A 15547-nucleotide genomic window follows, 5' to 3' on the forward strand; every position below is an offset into this window, starting at 1 on the left:
GTCAGGCCTCCGACAGCCGCTTGGCCGGACGAGAAGGAAGACGCCACGTCGCGGCACCGCTCTTGGTGAACAAGCAGGGCGCCACGGATCCGCCGCACTGTTGCTCGAGGTTCCGGACGACCTCGATCCGCCGCCGGGGGTCCACGATCATCATCAAGAAGCCGCCACCGCCGGCACCGGACACCTTGCCCGCCACCATGCCGCTCGACTGCGCGACTTGATACGCGCGTTCGATCGTGGGGTTGGAGATCCGCGAGGCGAGACGCTTTTTCGCCTCCCAGCCGCGGAGCAGTGATTCGGCGAAGCCCGGTATATCGCCCAGTACCAGAAGGTCTTTCATCTCCAGCGCCTCGGTCCGTAGCGCATGAGTTGCCTTCAGCGCGTCCTCGTCTCGCTGCTCAACGTTGCGCTGCTGCTCGGCAATGACCTCGGACGACAACCTGGACACCCCGCCGAAGTAGAGGAGCAAGGATGCCTCCAATTCAGCGATCACCTCGCGCCGGATCCGAAGCGGATTCACCACCACATCGCCGTCGCTCTCGGGACGGGTCTCCATGAAGTTGAATCCGCCGAATGCCGCCGCATAGTGGTCCTGCCAGCCGCCCGCCATCCCGAGATCGACGCGCTCGACCTCCCAGGCCAGACGCGCGAGCTCGTACGGTCCGGGAGTGACTCCGATCAGGTCGCAGGTCGTCACCAGCATCGCTACGACCAGTGCCGACGACGAGCCCAACCCCGACCCGGGTGGGGCGTCGACCTGGGTGGCCAGTTTGAGGGGGAACGGCGCACCACCGTTGAACTCCTTGACCACTCGCCGGTACACGGCCACGTGCAACGGAAAACCGTCCTCGAGCGAAGCGAGGTCGTCGATCCGGGCCTTGCCTGCGCGATCCCGGTCGGGGGAGCGGAAGGCTACTTCGTCGTCGTCCGCGCGTTCGGCGAAGGCGTACGCATAACGATCGATCGTGGCGTTGAGAATTCGCCCCCCGAATTCCTTACAGTACGGATCGACATCGGTTCCTCCGCCGCCCAGGCCGAGTCGCAGAGGGGCCCGCCCGCGTACAACAGTCATGAGCCCAGTTCCTCCCTCGCATGCTCAACTGCGACCGCGAAGTCCCAGAGGGAATTAAATGATGCGTTGGCGAACCCCACGACACTTGCTCGCCCCCCGATTCCAATACTGACACAGCCGCCAACTGCCGTCGCGACGTTCTGAGCCAACTCCATGTCACTTGGGCTGTCCCCTGCGACGACACTCAGCGACGCCTCGACGGCGGGATGGTCATTCAGCCAATCCAGCACAAGTCCAGGCTGAGGCTTTCGGCAGGAGCAGTGCTGTGACTCCAGGTGGGGGCACACCTGAAACCCGTTGACGGTCACGCCGTCCTGAATCAGCGCCGCCTGAATGTTCTGGTGAATCGTGGTGACGGCGTCGATGCTCATCAGGTGCTTGCCTACGCCTTGCTGGTTGGTGACGACCACCAGATGCGGCGCCCATTCACTGAGCTTCTTGATCGCGTCGCGCGCTCGGGGCAACCACTCGAAGTCTGCCCAGCTACGTACATAGTCATCGACGATCTGCCGGTTGATGACGCCGTCCCGGTCGAGAAATAGACACCAGTCGCGCCCGATCCGATCGGCGACGATTTGGCGAATTTCCAACTGCGTTGGCAATGGCTATTCCTGTCGTGCGAACATTGCATATTCCACGTGCTCAGAAATCGCATGGATAAAAACAATGTGGGATTCTTGAATTCGCCCGGTATCGCGTGACGGGACATTAATCAGAAAGTCCGCGAACTCTGCGAGCTTTCCACCGGTCTCGCCGGTCATCGCGACGACGGTGACGCCGATGTCGCGTGCCACGGTGGCCGCGCGCAGAACATTCGGCGAATTCCCGGAGGTGCTGATCGCGACGAGGGTATCGCCGGGGCGGGCGGACGCCTCGAGTGCGCGAGCAAACACGGTGTCGTAGTCGTAGTCGTTCGCAACCGCCGTGAGGTGTGACGAATTGCCATGTAGTGCTTCAGCGCCAAGCGGCGGCCGGTCGAAGATGAAGTGTCCGGTCAGTTCAGCGGCAAAGTGTTGCGCATCGGCTGCACTGCCGCCGTTGCCGCACATGAACACCCGCGACCCGGCGCGGTAGCCTTCGATCAGCCGATCCCCGACCGCGCGGACCGTTTCCAATAGCGCCGGATCATTCAGGACCCGGGTCTTCACCGCGATCGTCTCTGTGAAGATCTCCTCAAGCGTTCTCATGGTCAATCCCCCTCGATATAGCCATCAGATTGTAGAGTCGCTATCTCGACGAACGGCTTTAGTCAGTCGGAAATGGCGGTCGGATGTTAGGGTCATAATAGACGTCTGCATCGACGTGTGCTCCCTCTAGACGAAAACGAATGAATCTCCGGAACACCACGATGAACGGCAGTAGAGGCCAGTTGAACGACCCCCGCAGAAGCCCGTCAGTACGGATCTATAGCCCGTTGCACAAGGTGTCCGAGCATTTCGTGGAGCGATTGATCGAGTCCATGGACAGTCGTGGCGTGCCGACGGTACGGCTGGCGTCACGTGATGGGGAGGTCGGCGGCGACAAGCTTGCCAAGGCTCGCGCACTCGGCGCACATGTGTGGAATGTTCGCCGGTACGTTGCGTCGGGTGGACCCAATGTGGTCGCGTGGCCACTCCTCGGCTGGTGGGAGATGCCGCTGTGGCGACATCGAGCGCACGAGACTCTCATCGCGATGCACGACCCGGAACCCCTGGTCACCCAAAATGGCCTGACGGCACAGGCCGCCGAGCGGGCGGCTCGGTTGTGCGGGTCGGCGTGGCCACATCTGGTCACGATGAGTCCGGAAGCCCACGTCATCGCGACCAAATACTTCGGGGAGGACCGCGTCCATCTCGCGCCGCATCCGATGCGGGCACCCGATCTATCCGTTGTTCGCCCTGCCAAGGACACGGTTCTTGTTCTGGGACAGTACAAACCCGCGCGCGATCTGGACGTGATGGCAGCGATCGCTCCGACGCTACGAGCGGGTGGCTGGCAGCCAACGGTCGCGGGTCGGGGGTGGCCGGCCATCCCGGGCTGGCGCGTCATCGATGGATTCTTGCCAGAGGATGAGTTCAAGCAGCTGCTGGCGTCAGCCGCGGTTGTCCTTTTGCCCTATCGGTACTACTTCCAGAGCGGGGTGGCGTTGCGCGGACTGGAGGCCGGCGTGCCTATCGTCGGTCGCAGAACGGGCTTCCTGACGTCGGTTCTGGGCGCGGAATTCCCAGGTGGCGTTGATGATTGGGATGACCCAACATCGTGGTTGGCCGCGGTCAACGCAGCCGCACATGCCAGAGCCGATCAATTGGCTTCGGCCACGGCCTATTCAATTCGGGGGGCAGAAGAATGGCACACCTTGATCCAGGGTCACACCGACTGACGGGCCGTGGACTGCGATGACTAATAGCGTCACAGGCGCTCTGAGAATCCTGACGGTTCACTACAACACGCCGGAGATGACATCTCGGCTCGTCAGGGAATTCCCGGACCGGACACCCAACGGACGCCCCATCTTCATTCACGTACTCGACAACGGGTCCGAGCCCGACAACGTGCGAGCCCTTCAAGGCGGACTCGAGGGGCTGGAGCGGGTGACGCTCCAATTGAGCGAGGAGAACCTAGGTTTCGGAGTCGGCAACAACACCCTCGCCGAGAGCGATTTCGTGGGTGACACCGACACTTTCTGGTTTCTGAATTCGGATGCCCGGCCTGAACCGGGATGTCTGGAACGCCTCGAAGAGGCGCTGGACGCCGGCACGTTCGACATCGTTTCCCCGCTCATCTACAGCGACGAGGGGGAGGGAGAAGAGATTTGGTATTGCGGCGGAACGATCAGTACACGCGAAATGCGCGTGCGGCATGGGTTTTTCGGATCCCGACTATCGGAAGCTCCCGAGCGGCCATTCGAGACCGAATTCATCACGGGTACATCGCCGATGATGCGCGTATCGACCTTCCGAGCGATCGGCGGATTTCCCCGAAATTATTTCCTCTACTGGGAAGACACCTTTCTCTGCTGGCAGGCTCGCCGTCTCGGGTTCCGACTCGGTGTGGTGCCCGCTGCCCGGCTGTGGCACGAAGTCGGCGGTTCGTCGGGATCGGGCCGAACCACGACCTTTTATTACTGGGTGTCGCGTAACCGATTCACGTTCGCCGGGGATATCGGGATTTCTCGCCGACGGCTTCTCGTCGGTCGTGGCGGTCTCGAGTCGCTGCGGCCTCTGGTTTGGGTGCTGATCAGAGAACAAGAGGGTCGCCTTGCGAAGGCGCGTGCCGTCGTCAGGGGAACCTTCCACGGGCTGAGGCCGCCGACCTCTGTGAGCCCCCGTCGGTGAAAGTTCTCTTGCTGACGCCGTATTCGCCGTTGTTGACCCATGACCACGCTGCCAACGACATTGCCCTGCCGCTGGTGACCGCCCTCGCGAAACTGGTGGACTTGCACGTCTATGCACCCGGTCAACACCACGGGACGCTGACGACCTGGCGCGTGGACGGAGTGACGTATTACTCCGGCTCGCCTGTACGGCTGCGACAGATTGATCGCTTCGACACCTATCCCTATGCGGCCCGCGGTTCCTGGTCACGACGATCGACCAGTGAATCAACCGCAATTGCCAAGCTGATCAAGCCGGACATTCTGCACGCGGAGTACTCCCAGACCGCTGAGCCGTTACTACGTTCAGTTGGGCCGGCGCCGACCAGCATCATGCTGCATGACCTGCCGGGTGAGGTCGCGGTGCGGCCACGAGACGAGCTCTCCGCGTTGCGTTATTGGTTGCAACGGCTTGAGCGGGCCAAGACACTGCGTCTGCGGGACGCAATCCTCGAGCGAATCGACGCATTGTTTGTCTTCAGCGAGCGTGACAAGGCGAAGGCCGCGCGATCGCGTGGTGTCGACGTAGCGCCTGTCGGCGTCAGCGTTCCCGCGGAGGGCTGGATCGGGAACCGGGCGCACACCGCGGCATTCGGTGGCGCTCTATGGCGCCTGGAGAACGAGGTGACTGCGGTCTATCTCGCGCGAGAGGTGATGCCGCTCGTCCGTGCTCAGATCCCAGACGCGGAGCTACGGATCTTCGGCGCGCGGCCAAGCCCCGACGTTCGAGCGCTGGGGTCATATCCCGGGGTGACGGTGGTCGGCGAGGTCGAGGACTACGACGCCGAATTCCGCAATGCCGCAGTCACGTTGGCGCCGACGATGGTGGATGCCGGCATCTTGATGAAGGCGATCCGCGCGATGGCGATGGGCTGTCCCGTTGTCCTCAATCCCGCCAGCGCGGGTCCTATCGCCGGACTCAATGACGGCGAGCATGCGCTGGTCGGGGATTCGCCCGCCGGCATCGCGCGCCACGTGGTCACGCTGATGAACAGCCGTGAACATGCTGGCAATCTCGGCCGATCCGCACGGGGCCTCGTTCAGGCGCATTTCAGCTGGCAGCGGACGGTCGAGGTCTATCTGACGATGTGGCGACGGCTCCTGGGCGAGTGATGCGCGCGCACCCTCGGCAAAAGTGACGTAAACAACAAGCCTTCGCGGGCAGCGAACATAGTTGGACCGCCTTGTGCCGCGTCATGCCTGGTCTGGCGGGTCGTGCCAGGTCGATGGGACGACGTGACACGGAGCCGCGGCGCGCGAGGGCGCGCCGCGATGAGCGATACCCGCTTGTGTCGTGGCCGCGACCACTGCTCAGCATTCGTAGACTTGACTTGGGGGATAGCGACAGCAACGACGCGAGCTGAACCGAAGTACCCGTGATGGGTCAAAGGGAAGGGTTGTAGCGGAGATGGGCCGAGTGCTTTCCCGTCGCACGCTCCTGCGGAATGCTGCGCTCGCCACCACCGCGGTCGTGGCAGTCCCGTTGTTGGAAATCGCCAAAGCGCCCCTGGCAGCGGCCTCTAGCGATAGTGGAAAGCCGACGTTCTATGTAGCTGCATCGGGATCCGACGATGCCGATGGACTGACCCCCGAGACTGCATGGGCAACGATTCAGAAGGCGAATGTCGCATTGCCTCAAGATGGGTCGGTTCTTCTCTTCCGCAGGGGTAACACGTTCTACGGCGAGCTGGCACTACCCTTCGGGTGTGAAGTGGGGGCTTACGGCGATGGCACTCGCCCCACACTGGCGATGTGGAAGATTCTGAATCGCCCTGACGGGTGGGTCAGAGATTCCGACAACGTGTGGAAGATCGACCTCGGAACGCCGAGTACCCACGACGGCTACACGTCCACTGTTGAGTCCAATATCGGTTACCTGGTCGTCGACGGTGAGGTAAAGCCCGCCCTCAAGATGGTGCGAGACGATTTGAGTGAGCCGTGGGACTTCTACTCTGACAACGAGAGCCACACGCTCTACGTTGTCGCGCCGGACAACCCGACGACACTGGCCGCGGACATCAGGGGAGCTGCGAATGGGAACGGCGGCAAGTCGACAGGGACCGTTATTTCCTGCATGGCAGGGTCAAACGACATTCACGATCTGCACATAACTGGCACGGGCGGATGCGGTATCCACGGGACCGGCGCTGACGTCAGAATTCACGATTGTCTGGTCGACTACATCGGCGGATCGTTGATGCTCGACGGGACCGATCGCAGGTACGGAAATGGCATCCAGAGTTGGGTCGGCGCAAAACGCTGGATGGTCGAAGATAACGAGATCGCCGAGGTCTATGACGTGGCGTGGAGTGCGCAGGGTGATGCGGGAGCCGATGGCGGCTGGGAGGACATCACCGTTCGCAATAACCACATACATGACTGCAGCCAGTCCTTCGAATTTTGGTCGAAGGGCAGCGACGCTGCATCGGGCTTTCAGAGAATTGTGCTCGAGGGAAACACCTGCGAACGGGCCGGCTTTTCGGAGTTCTCCGACGTTAGGCCAGACCAGAATGTGCGCGTCCATCTGCTGACTTATCTCTGGGCCACGCCTGCCGATATCACCATCCGAAACAATGTTTTCGACGACGCATACGGCTCCTACAGTTACCATGCGCGTGACCCGATCGGATACTCGACCTACGACAATTCGATCCGGTTGAAGGCGGGGCAGAAGATCGAGTTCCAGCGCCCCGAAACTGTCGAGGACCATGCCGATTGGCAAGCTGAGACCGGGCGCGAGACGGGCTCGACGTTCCAGATCGTCTAGTGCGGCCTGGCCGGCCCTTGCTAGGAGTGTCGCGCAATCATGTTGTGCTCAGCGCAAATTCGGCCTGCGCGGCGCCTCGAGTGGACGTCTGGGCGGCGAATACCGCTCCGGCGTTCGGTTCTTGATCTGCGCGAAGACCCTGCCTGGACGTCGTGATGTACAGGACGGTTCCGTCGGCGCCCCCGAACGTGCACGAACTGACCTGGCTGACACCCGGCACGCTGATGGTCTCCACGAACTGGCCCTCGGCATCGTAGTGATTGACGGCGCCACCGCCCCAGAACGCCACCCATAGGCCGCCTTCGTGGTCGATCGCCATGCCGTCGGGAAATCCCGGTACGTCATCGACCTGGATGTGGGTTCGCCGACCAGACCATGCTCCAGTGCGTTGGTCGACATCGAAGACGTCCACCCGGCGCGTGGGGGTGTCGATATAAAACACCCTCGTGCCATCACTCGACCACTGCACGCCGTTAGAAATGGTCACGGGCGCAAGGATTTCGGTCACTTTGCCGTCGGGCGTCGCTCGGTACACCGCCCCTTGGCCCGGGCGTTCGTCATATGACATCGTGCCGATGACGAATGCCCCAGAAGGGTCGCATCCACCGTCGTTGGTGCGCACTCCAGGATCCTTGGTCACCGTTGCGAAATGTGTGAAGACGGTCAGGTCGTCATCGGCGAGAACAACACCGCGTTCGGTTGCGATCACGAACCCGGAGCCAGAACACCGCCTGATCGTGGTCGCTGCCCGGCTGGGGACGGGATAGCGCTGACCCGAGCCGTCGGACTCGATGGCCACGACGGTGCCGGTCAGGACGTCCATGCAGAGGAGTTGGTTGCGGCGGAAGTCCCAGAACGGCCCCTCGCCGTGGTGAGCGACTGGAGCAGTGAATGGAGAGGCGGCAGGCATCAGTCTGTCCCGAGAATGGCCATGGTTGGCTGATCGTAGCGGGCATCGGCCCCCGTCAACATCCTGCGAACTAATGCGGCCGCGTTGGGCAACTCTTCGGACATCTCGGCCCGTCTCATTGCGTGTTAGGTTTCGTCGGTGGGGAAAAAACAGTCGGCTATTGTCGCGCGGCTACCTGTCCCGATCGCCCGACGACTGCGCGCTGTCAAGCGCGAGCTTGCGCACCGGCACTGGATTGAAGAGGCCGAGATCGTCGCGAGTCTCGCATCGAGCCGGGTCGACAACACTCAGTCTGTTCTGGTCGACGTGGGTGCGCACTTCGGCACCGTAACCGCCGAGTTCCTCAAGTTGAACTGGTCGGTCGTTGCATATGAGCCTGACCCCTCGAACCGCAAAGAATTCGAACGCCGCGTCGGTGGCGATCCTCGCGTCCAACTCTCCACCTCCGGCGTATCCGATAAGCCCGCAGAGCACGTTTCGCTGTTCACATCGCCAGTGTCAACGGGCGTCAGCACCCTTTCGCCTTTTCACGAGTCCCATGAGGCGACGACGCACGTTGATCTGGTGACGCTCGCAGAAGACTTGCGCGCCAGGAAAGTTCAAAATGTGGACTTCCTGAAGGTCGATATCGAAGGGTTCGATTTCTTTGCGCTCAAAGGGTTCGACTGGAGTTACAACCCGCGATTCGTTCTCTACGAGTTCGAGGACCGCAAGACCGTCCCGCTAGGGTATTCGGTGGCCGACAGCAGCGCCTACGTTCGGGACCTCGGCTACCACGTTGTCTATTCGGTGTGGGAGCCCATCGTCGAGTACGGCACCGCGCATCGCTGGCGCGGGCTGTACACCGACCCTCCCGCGGATATCGCGAAATGTTGGGGCAACGTGTTGGCTTTCCGGGATCAGCAGGATGTATCGCGCTGTCTGAGCTGGTATGGCTCGTTGCCGCGCCGCATTCTCGGCTCGCTTCGCCGGGGCTAGCGTTGAGTCGTCATCTTCCTTCGCTCAGTCGACGAGCGAAGTTGTCATTCTGGCGAGGGTTCAACGAAGCGGCGAACGTCCTCAGAAGGCCCCTGCGCCGGCGGGAGGTTCTGCTCGTCACCGGTAACGCGTCGCAGGACAAGAGCTCCGAAGTAGAAGCGCGCCTTCGCTTCCTGATCGCTCACCTCGGCCAGCCGCTCGAGGTTCGTCAGGTGAGGGCGGCTGCCCCGCTTGACTACGTCCGCAGCACGGCGGTCACAGCCGCCGACTCGACGGCCCTCGCGGTCTTTCCGCTGCGGCGATTGCGCTGGGTTGCCAATCTGGACTACGAGACCAATCCCGTCGACGGCTGGGACCTGATGGATCTCGGAACCGCGCTGGCGGCCCGTCGGGCCACCCGCTCTGCGGCGATTTCGGCCCGCCAGGCGTTCTCCGATCGTGTTGCGAAGTTACAAGCCGAAGGGCAGCGTCCCGCCTACCTCTTCGGTACCGGCCCTTCGCTGCAGCTGGCCGTTGACCGTTCGTTCGACGACGGAATTGTCGTGGCGTGCAACACGATTGTTCGCGATCAGGAGCTCTGGGACCATCTGAAGCCGGATTTTCTGACCGCGGGGGATGCGATCTATCACTTCGGCCACACCGCTCACGCCCGCGCATTTCGTGCCGACGCACTGCAGCGTCTTCGAGAGTCCAACGGCCGCACCATGTTTGTGTATCCAGCGCAGTTCGACACCATCGTGCGCTCGGAGTTCCGAGACGTGGAACGACTGCTGGTGCCGATACCGCATGGCGACCACACGGATATTTCCGTCAACTTGGTGAGGCAGTTCAGGCTTCCGCACTTGGGGAATGTCCTGAACAACTCGCTGCTGCCGCTGGGTTGCACCCTGAGTAAAGATGTCCGCCTCTGGGGTTTCGATGGCCGCGCGCCGCAGGACACCGGATTTTGGGCCAACTCAGACCGCCACAGTTATCCCGAACTCATGCAAACGATTCGGGATGCCCATCCTGCCTTCTTCTCCGATTCGATACCCACCGGCAACGAAGTGAAGTACGTGAACACGGTTCACGGTGATCTGCTCGATGAGCGGCTCACCGAAGCGGAGAGCCGCGGCTTCACGTTTGAGATGCTTCACCGCTCGTGGACGCCAACTCTTCAGAAGCGTTATCACGGGGCAGACGCAAACCCGGCGTGATGGAATCGGTGCTGTAGCTCTCGACGGCGCTGTCCCCGTTGGTCTTCGAACTGACCTGGCACGAGACACCGACGAGGATGAGGAACACCCAGAACGGATCCATTGCCGGACCAGGAGACAACGACACCTCCGTCACGCTGGTCAGCAACAGCGCCGCCATCGCGGTAATAGCACTGACGGCCCAAATTCCCCAGGTACGTCGCCGGTCCGCGAAACGCATGCTGGCCCAGACTGCCGCCGCGGTCAGCAGCGCCCAGCCGACCACGCCGCCGTCGAAGATCTGCTGCAGAAATGAATTGTGCACGAACGCGAGTTCTGGATTTCTCACCAACGCTTCCAGTTCGTCCTTATAGCTCATGGAAGCGCCGGACAGATATTGGCCGTTGGCGCCGAATCCGAACAGCACCTGGGGAAGGTCACGAACCCACACCATCCAGAACGTGATCGAATGCTCCCAGATCGAGTCTCGCCCCTGCAGCGACGTGATCGATTCGATGGTCGTGCCTCGGCCGGGAGCCAGCGACATCAGCGGAACGATCGCAAACGCCAAGGATGAGATGAGCGCCGGCAGCACAAACGCGGAGATGGATGCGAACAATGCGGTCGCCTGCCCCAACCAGCGCGTGATCGCGGGGAAGCCAAAGACGCCCGCGACCAGCAATGCGGCGATCGCGAGGGGCATGCGCGTTCCGGCGCCGATCAGGACGGTAACGGCGGCAAGAAAGTAAATGGTTCGCAGCAGGCGGCTGCGTAGGCCGGGCTGAACGATCAAGAAGGCAAAGGATGTGACGTAGACGGCCGCGAGAATGGGTGGGATGTTGATGGACCAGGTCAGTGGATAAATGATGCGGATGAACCCCGTATCTTCCACGAGGCCGCTGATCCGGGCGTCGGATGCCGGTGACTGCAGGCCGGCAAAGTATCCGGCGACATTCGCCAGAAGATAGAGCCCGCATCCATCGATGAGCGACGGAATTATTCGGCGGGCGTCCACGGTAGTCACCAAGCGCAGGACCAGGACGACAAGGAAGAGGAAGGTGAGCAGGTAATAGGCATTGGCCGGTCGCACGTAGACAATCGCGGACGCGGCAAGCAACATGAGCAGCGGCCCAGGCTTGATCGAGTACTTGGCATCCGGTCGGCGCAGGAGCGCCAGCGCAACAAGCATGCCAATGGCAAGCAGTGACCACTTGCTGTTGATCGTGCGAATCGCAATGGCGGTCGGCAGTGCGGCGATCACCCAGTCCGTGCCGAATCCCGTCGTCGGGACGACGAGGCGAAGGATCGACGTTCGCCGGAATCGAGCCACCACGACAGCTACGCCCACACAGAAGGCCACAACGGCGATGGTGAGTGATGGGCTGATGGTCGCGACGACCCCGGTCAGCAGAGCGAGGGGGACGACGGCGATCGATACCCAGTCGACGTCAAAGAGACGTTTCGCGAAGAGCATTCGCGCACTCGGGCGCGCAGTCTTTGACCGCGCCGCGCGCGTGTCAGCGGCGCCGTCACCGACCGGCCTCGCCTGCTGTCCCCGTGTCAACACAATCGCCCCCACCGCAAAGAGTAAGCACAATCCGGCGAACGACCAACTCATGGCCGAGCCGACCGGAGCCGAGAGCGCCGCGATACTCCAGCCCAGGGACCCGGCGCCGAGCAGCGCTTCGCGCCATGCCCCACGCCACGAACGCCACGCGATGTCCAGTTTGTGGGACTTGATGAGCAGCATCGCGACGACTGCCATCACCAGATAGCCGGCGCTGGTGGCGAAGGCGACTCCGACTGCTCCGGTGCTGCGTCCGAATACCAGAATCGAAACAAGGATCAAGATCGCACCCGAGCCCGAGGCCAGCGCGCTGTAGCGGGGGAGGGCGGCGGTTTGGGTCAGGTAGTTCATCGGGATGAGGTACAAGCCGTAGGCGGCCTGGCCAACCAGCAGCACACCGGTCAGGAAGAATGACGGCCAATACGCGTCCGCGAAAATCAGCGGTCCACCGACCGCCACTCCACTGCCGACGACGGCAGGGACGACAAGCGCCCCGATCATCTGCCATCTGACGGCCCCGAATGATTCCTGCGTCGGCGCTGGAAGGACTTCTCGCGAATAGTGCGGGAGAGCGGCGCGGTTGCTTTCGGCGAGGACCAAGCCCGCAACCTGTGCGAGGTTCAGGCCGAACGAGAGCAAGCCCACCTGTTCGAGTGGCGAGACGGCGGCCATTGCGGGCCGGCTCAACGAGGTGAGCGCCCACAGCGAGGCGCTATGCGGAACCAGCGGCAGGCTGAATTTCAGTATGTAGCGAATGTGTTCTCTGTCGACGCGTGCGCGCGGCAATCCCACGAGCGCGATGGCCAGCGCCGCCGTGATGACTGCGCTGAACAGATCCGAGATCACCCAGCCGAGAACGCCCATATCCAGCCCGACAACCAGCACGAGCTTGGAGACCGCGGTCACGATGACCGATGTGGATGACAGCCAGACGAACCGGCGCAGATCTTGTCGTGCCTGGGCTACCCACAGCGCGAATGTCGATGCCGCCGGCTGGAAGCCGATCGCAAGCAGTTCGATTGCCCAGATGCCGCCGGACACGCCCAGGAGTTGTGGCACACCGAGCCAGAAAATTGCCGCCGTGATTGCGACGAAAACCGGCAGAACGTAGTAGCAATACGTGCCGGCAGCGCGGAGCAGGCTCGGTCCGTCGTCACCGTCTCGAGCGGCTGCGCGGACGATCAGTTGGATGAGGGGCGCAGCGATGACCGTGGCTATCAGCAACGATGCCGCCGATAGCATTGAGGCAGCGCCGAATTCACTCGGGACCATTGCGTGAGTGATGAACGGCAGGATCAACAGCGACACGCTGCGTTGAATACCTGCGAGCAGGATGTAGGTCGCAGCTGCTCGGCCGGATGTCCCGATACGTGCCGTGCTCACCGGCGAGCCACTATTCCGAGCCCAGCCGCGCGGTGGCGCCGCCGTCCACGACCAGAACGGCCCCGGTGACGAAGCGGGCGTCGTCCCCGATCAGGAAGGAAACCGCTCCGGCGACATCGCTCGGTTCGCCGATTCGCCGAAGTGCGGTTCGTTCGCAGAGCACCGCCCTGCGCTCCTCGGCCACATCGTCGCCCCAGCGGGCGAAGCCTTCGCGAAGTTTTGCGGTGTCGATCGCGCCGGGAGTCACGGCGTTGACCCGAATCTCGGGGCCGAGGTCCAGCGCTGCCGCGCGCACCCAGCCCTCCAGTGCTGCCTTGGTTGTGGCGTACGCGGTTATCCCTCGAGTGGTCGCCCGGGCGTGCACGCTGCCGACGACCACGACGGACCCGTCGTGGACCGCAAGGCTGCGGCGGGTCGTCGAGACGAGCGCATCCACCGCAATCACATTGACGCGAAACGTGTCTGACCATTCGGTGACCGACGTCTCGCCGGCGCCGGCCATCGGTTGGATCGCGGCGTTGTGCACGATTGCCTTGAGCTCGTACTCCTCGGCCAGCTGCGTGCCCAATTCGGCAAGCCGGTCAGTGTCGCGGAGGTCGACCTGAATGTCGACGTCCGCTTCAGTCGCGGCGTTCTGGTCGAGTCCGATTGCTAGATAGCCATCCGTGCGTGCGCGCTGGCACAGTGCGGCACCGATGCCGCCCGCGGCGCCGGTGACGATGACCGCGCGAGTCACCTCGAGAGCTCCTCGATGAGGAAGTCGACGGCCGCGGCGCTGGCACGCTCGACGCCTTGGCGTGTATTCGAACCATTGTGGGCGCCCAGCACCACATTCGGCAGCGTCCGAAGCGGGCTGTCCATCGGCAGGGGCTCGCTCTCGAAGACATCGAGCGCGGCACCGGCAAGACGCTTGTCCGTCAACGCATCGATCAACGCGACTTCATGCACGACAGGGCCTCTGGCGACGTTCACCAGATACGCGTCGGGCTGGACAACGGCGAGTGCTTGGGCGTCGATCAGGTGAAACGTCTCCGCGGTCAGCGGGCATGCCATGACGATGAATCGGCTGGTAGCCAACAGCGTGCTGAGGTCGACAATGGCGGTATCGGCATCGCTGTCGACAAACGGGTCGTAGGCAACGACGTCCATGTCGAAACCCCTTCCGCGCTTGGCGATTTCACGACCGATCGCGCCGAAGCCGACGACACCGAGTCGAGATCCGGCCAGCGTGAAGCCTTCCCACTTGGGCCATTCGCCGCGCCGGACGGCGGAGTCCACTGTGATGTAGCCGCGGGCCAGGTTCAGGATGTAGCCGAACGCCGAGTCCGCGACCTCCTGGCCGAAGACCCCCGGAGTGTTGCGCACCCGCACACCGTGCCGGCGGGCCGCCTCGTGATCCACGGAGTCCATCCCGATTCCCCAGCGGATCACCGTCTTGAGATTGTGTGCGCCCGCGAAGAACTCGCTGTCCAGCTCGTCGTCGCCCGCGATGATCCCCACCAGCCGGGAGTCGCCGTGTTCGAGGAGCTCGGCAGCGGTGAACTGTTGGCGCCCACCGAGATCCGGTGCGATGACTTCGTAGCCAAGGCTTTCGATGCGCTCACGGTGCCGCGGAAGTTCGACCTGCATCTGCCGGCAGGTCACCAGTACCAGCGGTGCGCTCATGTGTTGATCGGGTTGCCGTGGGCGATGGCCGATGCCAGCGCGAAGTCCTCTTCGGTGTCGATGTCGACCGCTTCCAACGCGGACATCTCGAACATGTGCGGGCGTGCGCCGATACGATTTCCGCGCTCCCGCAACAACTCCGGAGTGAAGATGAAGAAGCAGGAGTTCTCGATGAACAACGGCGGCAGGTCTTGTGTGCGAAGTAGGACCGCCGGATTGTGGTTGACCGGTTGCGTTTCGGCGTCCCACAGCCGGGCCTGCAGGCGCGTGACGCTGAAGACCGAATCGAATTCGCGGCCCGACTGGGCGAAAGACCGCAACGCCGAGGACACCGTGTCGGCCTTCAGGAATGGGTTCGTCGAATGCGTTTGCAGGACGGTGTCGGCGTCGACTTGGTCCAGCGTGTTGAGGAGAACGTCGTTCATCGCGATGTTGCCGTCGCGCAAGTGTTCTGGGCGCAGCAGCACCCGCACGAGCGGGAAGTGCTCGGCACAGTCGTCGATGATGAAATCGCTGTCGGTGTCGATGACGATGGTGTCGATCTCATCGACGGCGCTCAGCGTGCGGACGACGTGGTGATACAGCGGAATTCCTGCGAGGGGACGGTAGTTCTTCCCCGGCACGCGCTCACTGTTGTGGCGCATCGGGACGATCGCGACGGTGTTGGTCATTTTTCCT

14 protein-coding genes are annotated in these 15547 nt (G+C 62.7%); 6 read left to right on the forward strand and 8 right to left on the reverse strand.

Features of this window, described 5'->3' with window-relative positions:
• Position 1: 1 nt before the first annotated feature.
• Genes EV580_RS29075 through EV580_RS29085 form a run of 3 tightly spaced genes read right to left on the reverse strand, consistent with a single transcriptional unit; the run spans position 2 to position 2259 of the window.
• Positions 2 to 1072: a GHMP family kinase ATP-binding protein gene (locus tag EV580_RS29075; RefSeq protein WP_133695883.1), complete on the reverse strand. Its 1071-nt coding sequence runs from the start codon at positions 1070 to 1072 to the stop codon at positions 2 to 4.
• Positions 1069 to 1647: an HAD family hydrolase gene (locus EV580_RS29080; protein WP_133696024.1), complete on the reverse strand. Its 579-nt coding sequence runs from the start codon at positions 1645 to 1647 to the stop codon at positions 1069 to 1071. Before EV580_RS29080 ends, EV580_RS29075 begins: the two co-directional genes overlap by 4 nt.
• Before the next feature lie 30 nt (positions 1648 to 1677).
• Entirely contained in the window at positions 1678 to 2259 is a 582-nt protein-coding gene (locus EV580_RS29085) for a D-sedoheptulose 7-phosphate isomerase (RefSeq protein WP_133695885.1), read from the reverse strand.
• 251 nt (positions 2260 to 2510) lie between these two features.
• Here EV580_RS29085 and EV580_RS29090 point away from each other — a divergent pair, with 251 nt between their 5' ends.
• The 4 genes from EV580_RS29090 (at position 2511) to EV580_RS29105 (ending at position 7191) form a co-directional block, all read left to right on the forward strand.
• Positions 2511 to 3431 (forward strand): glycosyltransferase family protein, encoded by a 921-nt coding sequence (locus tag EV580_RS29090; RefSeq protein ID WP_133695887.1) that lies wholly within the window; start codon positions 2511 to 2513, stop codon positions 3429 to 3431.
• Between the two features lie 16 nt (positions 3432 to 3447).
• On the forward strand, positions 3448 to 4386 hold the full coding sequence (locus tag EV580_RS29095) for a glycosyltransferase family 2 protein (protein WP_133695888.1): 939 nt from the start codon (positions 3448 to 3450) through the stop codon (positions 4384 to 4386).
• A complete protein-coding gene (locus EV580_RS29100) occupies positions 4383 to 5537 on the forward strand; it encodes a glycosyltransferase family 4 protein (RefSeq protein ID WP_133695890.1) in 1155 nt (384 codons plus the stop codon). Before EV580_RS29095 ends, EV580_RS29100 begins: the two co-directional genes overlap by 4 nt.
• Before the next feature lie 295 nt (positions 5538 to 5832).
• A complete protein-coding gene (locus tag EV580_RS29105) occupies positions 5833 to 7191 on the forward strand; it encodes a pectate lyase family protein (RefSeq protein WP_133695892.1) in 1359 nt (452 codons plus the stop codon).
• 37 nt (positions 7192 to 7228) lie between these two features.
• On the opposite strand, the gene EV580_RS29110 is transcribed toward EV580_RS29105, so the two are convergent.
• The gene (locus tag EV580_RS29110; protein WP_133695893.1) at positions 7229 to 8101 is read right to left on the reverse strand and encodes an SMP-30/gluconolactonase/LRE family protein; all 873 of its coding nucleotides are present in this window, start codon (positions 8099 to 8101) and stop codon (positions 7229 to 7231) included.
• 138 nt (positions 8102 to 8239) lie between these two features.
• Here EV580_RS29110 and EV580_RS29115 point away from each other — a divergent pair, with 138 nt between their 5' ends.
• Complete coding sequence (locus EV580_RS29115; protein ID WP_133695895.1) at positions 8240 to 9079, forward strand: FkbM family methyltransferase; 840 nt, start codon at positions 8240 to 8242, stop codon at positions 9077 to 9079.
• Positions 9080 to 9120: 41 nt separating this feature from the next.
• Positions 9121 to 10275, forward strand: coding sequence for a hypothetical protein (locus EV580_RS29120; protein ID WP_133695897.1), 1155 nt, complete (start codon positions 9121 to 9123; stop codon positions 10273 to 10275).
• Here EV580_RS29120 and EV580_RS29125 read toward each other — a convergent pair.
• The 4 genes from EV580_RS29125 to EV580_RS29140 are packed head-to-tail and all read right to left on the reverse strand — an operon-like array spanning position 10196 to position 15540.
• Positions 10196 to 13204: an MATE family efflux transporter gene (locus tag EV580_RS29125; protein ID WP_133695899.1), complete on the reverse strand. Its 3009-nt coding sequence runs from the start codon at positions 13202 to 13204 to the stop codon at positions 10196 to 10198. The two genes, EV580_RS29120 and EV580_RS29125, sit on opposite strands and share 80 nt — an antisense overlap.
• A 10-nt stretch (positions 13205 to 13214) precedes the next feature.
• Entirely contained in the window at positions 13215 to 13940 is a 726-nt protein-coding gene (locus EV580_RS29130) for an SDR family NAD(P)-dependent oxidoreductase (RefSeq protein ID WP_133695901.1), read from the reverse strand.
• The gene (locus EV580_RS29135) at positions 13937 to 14869 is read right to left on the reverse strand and encodes a phosphoglycerate dehydrogenase (protein ID WP_133695903.1); all 933 of its coding nucleotides are present in this window, start codon (positions 14867 to 14869) and stop codon (positions 13937 to 13939) included. Before EV580_RS29135 ends, EV580_RS29130 begins: the two co-directional genes overlap by 4 nt.
• Positions 14866 to 15540, reverse strand: coding sequence for an acylneuraminate cytidylyltransferase family protein (locus EV580_RS29140; protein ID WP_133695904.1), 675 nt, complete (start codon positions 15538 to 15540; stop codon positions 14866 to 14868). The genes EV580_RS29135 and EV580_RS29140 overlap by 4 nt, the downstream gene beginning before the upstream one ends.
• Positions 15541 to 15547 lie beyond the last annotated feature (7 nt).

This window comes from Mycobacterium sp. BK086 (assembly GCA_004362315.1).
Classification (GTDB): Bacteria; Actinomycetota; Actinomycetes; order Mycobacteriales; family Mycobacteriaceae; genus Mycobacterium.

What these genes read in the sequence shown, in the direction of transcription:
- EV580_RS29075 (WP_133695883.1), bottom strand. Translation starts at nt 1,072, where the DNA reads ATGACTGTTGTACGCGGGCGGGCCCCTCTGCGACTCGGCCTGGGCGGC.
- EV580_RS29085 (WP_133695885.1), bottom strand. Translation starts at nt 2,259, where the DNA reads ATGAGAACGCTTGAGGAGATCTTCACAGAGACGATCGCGGTGAAGACC.
- EV580_RS29095 (WP_133695888.1), top strand. Translation starts at nt 3,448, where the DNA reads ATGACTAATAGCGTCACAGGCGCTCTGAGAATCCTGACGGTTCACTAC.
- EV580_RS29105 (WP_133695892.1), top strand. Translation starts at nt 5,833, where the DNA reads ATGGGCCGAGTGCTTTCCCGTCGCACGCTCCTGCGGAATGCTGCGCTC.
- EV580_RS29110 (WP_133695893.1), bottom strand. Translation starts at nt 8,101, where the DNA reads ATGCCTGCCGCCTCTCCATTCACTGCTCCAGTCGCTCACCACGGCGAG.
- EV580_RS29135 (WP_133695903.1), bottom strand. Translation starts at nt 14,869, where the DNA reads ATGAGCGCACCGCTGGTACTGGTGACCTGCCGGCAGATGCAGGTCGAA.
- EV580_RS29140 (WP_133695904.1), bottom strand. Translation starts at nt 15,540, where the DNA reads ATGACCAACACCGTCGCGATCGTCCCGATGCGCCACAACAGTGAGCGC.